This is a genomic window from Leisingera sp. SA215 (genome assembly GCF_055902035.1).
In genome coordinates, this window is record NZ_JBVVXU010000031.1 from 20,248 (window position 1) to 27,258 (window position 7,011).

Here is a 7,011-nt window from a genome sequence, read left to right on the forward strand (position 1 = left end):
TGAAATGAGACCCTACTTCAAGGCACTCTGCAAGCCGCTGGCGCTTGGCCTGACCGCGGCCACGCTGCTGGCGGGCACCGCCACGGCCGAGCTTTTCAAGGTTGCGTCGATCGCGCCGGGGATGTCGCCGTTCATCGTCAACACCGCGATTTCCAAGGTGGTCAATCAGCATGTGGAGGGCGTCGAGTTCCAGGTGCGCGCCACGGGCGCCGCAACCAAGCACATGGTCGATGCCGGTAAGGGCAAGGTGGACTTCCTGTTCGGTTCACCGACGATCAACTGGTTGATGGTCAATCAGTTCGGGCCCTACAGGGGCATGGCCGCCGCGCCGGAACTGGAAAAGAGCGTCGGCATGATCTTTTCCTATCAGATGGGACCGTACCATTACATCACGCGCGCGGATTCCGGGATCGAGACGCTTGAGGACATCCGGGGCAAGAAGGTCTTCATCGGCCCTCCGGGCGGTGCGGCCAGCGGTGTAGTGCTGCGCAACATCCTGAAGCCGGTCACCGGCATGACGGCAGATGACATCGAGGTTCAGCCCTTCGGCTTCGACGCGGCGGCGCAGGCCTTTCAGGATGACAAGATCGACCTGATCATCCTGCCGACCAACATTCCCAGCCCGGTGGTGCAGCAATTCGCGCTGACCAAGGAAATCCGGCTGCTGGATATCGACGTCGACAAGGGCATCGTGAACAAGGCGACAGGGGGCACTGTAAACACCATCCCGGCTGGAACCTATGGCAATAACCATGTCGGCGGCGACGCCACGACACACGGCGCCATCGTGAACTTCAGCGCGGGCATGCATGTAGATGAAGAGGTTGTCTATCAGGTCACCAAGGCGATCTGGGAAAACCTGGATGAGATCCACGGCACGGCGCAATGGATGAAGAACACTATCCGCAAGGACACCGCGCTCGAACTGATCGCCGGGCGGCTGCATCCGGGTGCCGAGCGGTACTACCGGGAAGCCGGCTGGGAGATCCCCGAGCCCGTGACCTTCGCACCCGCCAACTGACCATCCCTTCCTCCCCGGCGGGGCATCCTGGGCTGTGATGGCCCCGGTCCCCGCCGCACCCCGGGCCGCTGCGGATGCTCCCGACCGCAGCGGTCCTCCTGACCACGAAAGCGCCGGCCATGACCCTTGTGAAACCGCAGCCCTCCCCCGAAGCCTCTGACCGGCCGGAGTACAGCGGGCCCGAGTTATGCCGACTCGAAGCCGTCGCCGTTGTAGGCCTGTTGCGGCGGGGAGAGGTGTCTTCGCGCGAGGTTCTCGAAGCTGCATACGACCGGATCGGAGCGATTGAACCAGCCATCAACGCGACACCGACCCTCTGCCCGGAAAGAGCGTTCGACGCGGCAGAGAAGCTTGATACCGCGAATTGCGACCACCCGGGCTGGCTTGGCGGCCTGCCGATCGGAATCAAGGATCTCACCCCGGTTTCTGGCGTGCGCACGACCTTCGGAACGCCAGGCTTCGCCGATTACGTGCCGAAGGACAGCGATCCACTGGTAGAAATGCTCGAGGCGCGTGGCGGGATTGTCGCCGGCAAGACGAACACACCGGAGTTCGGGGCCGGCGGCAATACCTTCAACGATGTCTTCGGGGCTACGCGAAACCCCTGGGACACGGCCCTGAATGCAGGCGGATCGTCCGGCGGCGCAGCTGCGTCGCTTGCGGCGGGGGAGCTTTGGCTCAGCCATGGCTCCGACCATGGCGGATCTCTTCGCACCCCCGCCGCATACTGCGGCATCGTCGGGTTGCGGCCCAGCCCGGGGATGTGCGGCGGCGCGTCGCGGGACAATGGCTTCATGATCGAGGGGGTTCAGGGTCCTATGGCCCGCAGTGTACGTGATTGCGCGCTGTTCCTCGACGCAATGTCCGGGTTCGATCCCCGCTTCCCAATTTCCTATCCCGCACCTGCGGAGTCCTTCCAATCCGCGGTGGAACGCGCCGATGGGCGGATCCGGATCTCCTTTTCGCTCGACCTTGGTGGGCTGTCTCCGGTCGACCGCGAAGTCGAAGATCACCTGCGGGGCGTGCTCTCCCTCCTGGAGCGCGGCGGTTCGCAGATCGAAGAAATCTGTCCCCTTTTTCCGGAACTTGAACGGACTTATAGGGTCCTGCGCGGTATGACATGGGCCACAATGGCCCGGAGAATGCCCGAGGATATCACTCGCCACTTCAAGCGTACGTTGACCGAAAACGTCGCCTTCGGCGAGGCGCTAACCATGGCAGACATTGCGCAGGCCAATCTGGATCGAACGGCCATCTACAACGCGATGGTCGAACACTTCCAACGGTTCGACGTGCTGGCCTGCCCGGTCGTGGGGTGCATGCCGCACGCCCAGTCTGAAGAATGGGTACAAGAAATCAACGGGCAAATACTGACCGACTACATGGACTGGCTCCGGTTTGCGTTCCTGGCCTCCACCACCGGTCTGCCCGCAATCTCGATTCCGGTGGGGCTCGGTCCGAGGGGCCTTCCCGTCGGCCTTCAATTGATTGGAAAACCGCGCGGAGAGGCCGCATTGCTGGCAGCAGCTCGGGCGGTCGAAGTCGCCGTCGGCGGCCCTTTAACCCCGGTGGATCCGAAAGTGACCCACTTATCGGAAAGCCTATAGTCATGCCAGAAACCAATCTATTGAGTGATATCCTGCGGCGTGTCGCAGGACGTGGACGCACGGGCAGCCTGGTTCCCGACAACGCAGAGGTGCTGCGCATGTGCCGGGCGCTTCTGGCCGAACGCAGCGAGGCGGCAGGACTGGGGCTGGCGCGGCAGATTCTCGACAGCCTCGAGCGCAAGACACAGGAAGATCGAAACGAGATTTTTCTCAGTATTGCTTTGAATTTCGGGGTGGACGATATTGCGCTTCGGGCTGCCATCAACCAATGGGAGCCCAGCAAGGTTCATACGGCGCGCACCATACATTTTGCCGCCGAGCCGCAAAGTCAGGAACTCATCCGTCGGCTGAACAAGGTGCCCGGAGCCACGGCACGGCTGGTCGCCATGCGCGGCGCGTTGCTGGACGCCTTGCCGAATTCGGCAGCAATGAAGGAACTCGACCAGGATTTCCGCCATCTTTTCCGCTCGTGGTTCACCCGAGGTTTCCTCGAGATGCGGCGGATCACTTGGATGACGTCGGCCGAAATTCTCGAGAAGATCATCGATTACGAAGCGGTCCACGAAATCACTGGCTGGGCCGATCTGCACCAGAGAGTGGCCGATCCCGACCGGAGGCTGTTTGCATTCTTCCACCCGGCAATGCCCTCGGAGCCGCTGATCTTTGTTCAAGTTGCCTTGACTGACGCCGTTCCCTCCGCAATCCCCCCGATCTTAAGCCGGGACAGGGAAGTACTGGATCCCGCGTCCGCAAAGGTTGCCACCTTCTATTCCATATCGAACTGCCAAAAGGGGCTGCGGGGCATCTCATTCGGCAATTTCCTCATAAAGCAGGTCGTTACCGAATTGCAGCGCGAGTTCCCTCAATTGAAGACCTTCGTGACCCTCTCTCCAGTTCCCGGCTTTCGGTCTTGGGCACAGCGCGCGCTGGAGAACGATGATCCGCTTCTGTCTTCCGATGACCGGACGTGCCTGAAGCAGCTGCACGCAGGTTCGTCGTCTGTCTACCTGGCGAAGCTGGCGGCGCGTTACCTGACGCAGGCGAAACGTACCAATGGGGCTGCGCTCGATCCCGTTGCGAATTTCCACCTGGGCAACGGCGCTTTACTGTACAAGATACATCCCGACGCAGACCCCAGCCTGCGCGGCATCGGCGCGTCGTGGGGTGTGATGGTCAATTACCTGTATGACAGCGAAAAAATCGCCGCGAACCACCAAGCCTACGCGTCGCGGCAATCCGTGATCGCCTCTCCGGCTGTCCGGTCCCTGGCCGAAGCAAGATAAGGACACCCCCTATGTACGAACAGAACCACCTTGCCAGTCGGCTGCGGGCAGCCAGCCTCGGCAGAGAAGACGCGCAGTTCCTGCACCTGCCTGCTTCGGGACAGACCACCAGCTACGGGGATTTCTTTGCCAACGCCGAGAAACTGGCGGCGGTACTGGTCGATGCAGGTGTTGGCCCCGGGGATCGCATTGCCGTACAGGCCCCCAAGACCCAAACCATGCTGGAACTCTACGTTGCCTCGGTCCTGGCCGGCGCCGTCTTTCTGCCACTCAACACATCCTATACGGGACCCGAGCTTGAGTATTTCCTGACCGATGCAAGCCCCCGCGTCTTCGTCTGCGATCCGACCCGACTGGAAAGCCTCGGTCCCATCGCCGCCAAGGCCGGTGTCACAAAGGTTTTCACGCTGACGGCGGACGATTGCGGGACCCTGGCAGAGGCCAAGGAAACCACTTCGGCCGGCTTCGTTCCGGTTGTGCGCGGGTCGGAGGACCTAGCCGCAATTCTCTATACCTCGGGGACTACGGGCCGGTCCAAGGGCGCCATGCTGACCCATGGCAATCTCGCCTCCAACGCCGAAACCCTGCGGGACGTGTGGAAATTCACGCGCCGCGACGTGCTGATCCATGCCCTGCCGATTTTCCACACGCACGGTCTGTTCGTCGCCACGAATGTGACGCTGATGGCCGGCAGCGCGTGCATCTTCTTTGCCGGTTTCGACAGTTCGGAGATCATGGACAGCCTTCCAAGAGCCACAGTTCTAATGGGGGTCCCAACATTCTACGTCCGGTTGCTCAAGGAGGCCGGGCTGCCGGAGGCGACGGCGTCGATGCGGTTGTTCATCTCGGGGTCCGCACCCTTGTTGGCGGAAACCCATGAGCAATGGCGCAACGAAACCGGCCATGCGATACTTGAGCGCTATGGCATGACCGAAACAAACATGATCGCGTCTAACCCTTATGATGGCCCGCGCAAGCCTGGCACGGTCGGGCTGCCCCTGCCGGGAGTGGAGGTTTTGGTCACGGATCCGCAGAGCGGCACGCTGCTTGATCAGGGCGAAGTCGGCATGCTGGAAGTGCGAGGCCTCAACGTCTTTGGCGGCTATTGGCAGATGCCCGAGAAAACCGCGGAAGAGTTGCGCGCTTCAGGGTTTTTCGTTACCGGTGATCTGGGACAGATCGACAGTGATGGATACGTTCATATCGTTGGCCGTGAAAAAGATCTCATCATCACGGGCGGGTATAACGTTTATCCAAAAGAAATAGAGCTGCTGATCGACGATTTGGTGGAGGTCGCTGAAAGCGCCGTGATAGGCGTGCCACATCCGGATTTCGGCGAGGGGGTGGTTGCTGTTGTCGTTCCATCGCCCGGCACTTCCCTGACCGGAGAGGACGTTCTCAGAAAGATTAGTGGAAGCGTTGCCCGTTACAAGCAACCGAAACATGTCGTCATCATTGACACCTTGCCGCGCAACACGATGGGAAAAGTGCAGAAGAATGCACTTCGCGAGCAATACTCGGGCATCTTTGAGAAGAGCGGAACGGAATTAAACAAGAAACAACCCGCAAGCTGAAGATGATACGTGAATCCCTGTCGCCGATGACCTGATGGGATGAGCTTCCTTCCCACCAAACCGTGGCTCTTGTTGCGGGCATAGGTGGAAAAGAGAAGCATTCTGAAGGACATCGAAGTTTTGGGCACTGATCTGGCAAGACCGTTCGCAGCCGTGTAGGATAGGGCGCAGCGGGAGCTATTGTTTGGGAGTGGAAAAGATCTGGGGTTCAAGCGGCGTTGAGGTGCCGAGTTGACAATCTTCCATCTAGGGTCAGGATTCATAACCAGAAGATGACGGTTGCAGCGAGGGCGATGGCTGAGAGGAAGACTTTCGGACAGCGGTTGTAGTGGTTCAGATGTGATCTGACAGTTGCCCGGATTTCCGGCGGCGTCTGTCAGGTCAGGTTTGGTTCAGGAACTTTCCCTTCCAGATTTCCTTGCCCTCGATCATGGTCTGGAACGGCGTTCTGCCGCAACACATTTTGCCCTGATGAGTGCGTTCGTGGTTGTAGCAATTCAGCCATTCATCGAGATCGGTTTGAAGCGCGTCGATGCTATCGTAGAGCTTCTTGCGGAACGCAACCTGGTAGAACTCTTGCAGCACCGTCTTGTGGAACCGCTCGCAGATCCCGTTCGTCTGGGGCGATTTCACCTTGGTTTTGGTATGGTCGATGTCGTTGATCGCCAGGAAGAGCTGGTAATCATGCTTGTCGGCCCGACCGCAATATTCCGTGCCCCGGTCGGTCATGATCCGCAGCACCGGCAGGCCGTGCTCTTCGTGGAACGGCAGAACCCGGTCGTTGAGCAGATCAGCCGCCGTGATGGGCGTTTTGGTGGTGTAGAGCTTGGCATGCGCCACCTTGCAATAGGTGTCGACGTAGGTCTGCTGATAGATCCGCCCGACGCCTTTGAGGGTGCCTACATAGAACGTGTCCTGTGACCCGAGATAGCCTGGGTGAGCGGTCTCGATCTCGCCGCAGGCTTCATCGTCCAGCTTCTTCTTTTCCAGCGCCTGCACCTGCGCTTCGGTCAGGATGGTGCCTTCTTCGGCGACCTTGGCCTCCAGTGCCTTGAGCCGGGTTTTGAAATTCGCCAGATCGTGCCGCAGCCAGATCGACCGGACACCCGAGGGCGAGACAAACACACCCAGTTTGCGCAGCTCGTTTGAGGTGCGGGCCTGGCCATAGGCCGGGAAATCAGTGGCGGATTTGATGACCGCTTGTTCCGTGACTTCGTCCACCCGGTTCGCCAGATTGGGCTTGCGCCGGGTGCGCTCGAACAGCGCCTCCACGCCGCCGTCTTCAACCGCCGCCTTATAGCGATAGAATGTGTCCCGGCTGTAGCCCATGACCTGGCAGGCTTTCGACACATTACCCAATTCCTCGGCCAGGTTCAGCAGACCGGTTTTGTGTTTGATGATCTTGTCGGTAGTATTCAACATCGTGGTTTCCTCGTTTTGTGGTTGGGTTTGCACCACCATCAAAACGGGCAACCATCATCTCCTTCAAGAGATGCGCCGCCCCCGTTTCAGCTTGCTGAGAAGGG

5 protein-coding genes are annotated in these 7,011 nt (G+C 60.0%); 4 read left to right on the forward strand and 1 reads right to left on the reverse strand.

Annotation, left to right across the window (positions count from 1 at the left end; translation table 11 throughout):
* Positions 1-4 precede the first annotated feature (4 nt).
* The 4 genes from AC0KW6_RS20580 to AC0KW6_RS20595 all read left to right on the forward strand — a co-directional run bounded on the left by AC0KW6_RS20580 (position 5) and on the right by AC0KW6_RS20595 (position 5,485).
* Positions 5-1,021, forward strand: a complete 1,017-nt coding sequence (locus AC0KW6_RS20580) for a TAXI family TRAP transporter solute-binding subunit (RefSeq protein WP_474035919.1) — start codon at positions 5-7, stop codon at positions 1,019-1,021.
* A 119-nt stretch (positions 1,022-1,140) separates the two neighbouring features.
* Positions 1,141-2,628, forward strand: coding sequence for an amidase (locus AC0KW6_RS20585; protein WP_474035920.1), 1,488 nt, complete (start codon positions 1,141-1,143; stop codon positions 2,626-2,628).
* 20 nt (positions 2,629-2,648) lie between these two features.
* On the forward strand, positions 2,649-3,911 hold the full coding sequence (locus AC0KW6_RS20590; RefSeq protein WP_474035921.1) for a malonyl-CoA decarboxylase: 1,263 nt from the start codon (positions 2,649-2,651) through the stop codon (positions 3,909-3,911).
* 11 nt (positions 3,912-3,922) lie between these two features.
* On the forward strand, positions 3,923-5,485 hold the full coding sequence (locus AC0KW6_RS20595) for a malonate--CoA ligase (protein ID WP_474035922.1): 1,563 nt from the start codon (positions 3,923-3,925) through the stop codon (positions 5,483-5,485).
* Positions 5,486-5,866: 381 nt separating this feature from the next.
* Here AC0KW6_RS20595 and AC0KW6_RS20600 read toward each other — a convergent pair whose 3' ends face one another.
* Complete coding sequence (locus tag AC0KW6_RS20600) at positions 5,867-6,907, reverse strand: IS481 family transposase (RefSeq protein ID WP_474035923.1); 1,041 nt, start codon at positions 6,905-6,907, stop codon at positions 5,867-5,869.
* Between the last annotated feature and the right edge of the window lie 104 nt (positions 6,908-7,011).

Excerpts from the sequence above, each read along its gene's own strand:
- AC0KW6_RS20580 (WP_474035919.1), top strand. The coding sequence starts at position 5 with ATGAGACCCTACTTCAAGGCACTCTGCAAGCCGCTGGCGCTTGGCCTG.
- AC0KW6_RS20585 (WP_474035920.1), top strand. The coding sequence starts at position 1,141 with ATGACCCTTGTGAAACCGCAGCCCTCCCCCGAAGCCTCTGACCGGCCG.
- AC0KW6_RS20595 (WP_474035922.1), top strand. The coding sequence starts at position 3,923 with ATGTACGAACAGAACCACCTTGCCAGTCGGCTGCGGGCAGCCAGCCTC.
- AC0KW6_RS20600 (WP_474035923.1), bottom strand. The coding sequence starts at position 6,907 with ATGTTGAATACTACCGACAAGATCATCAAACACAAAACCGGTCTGCTG.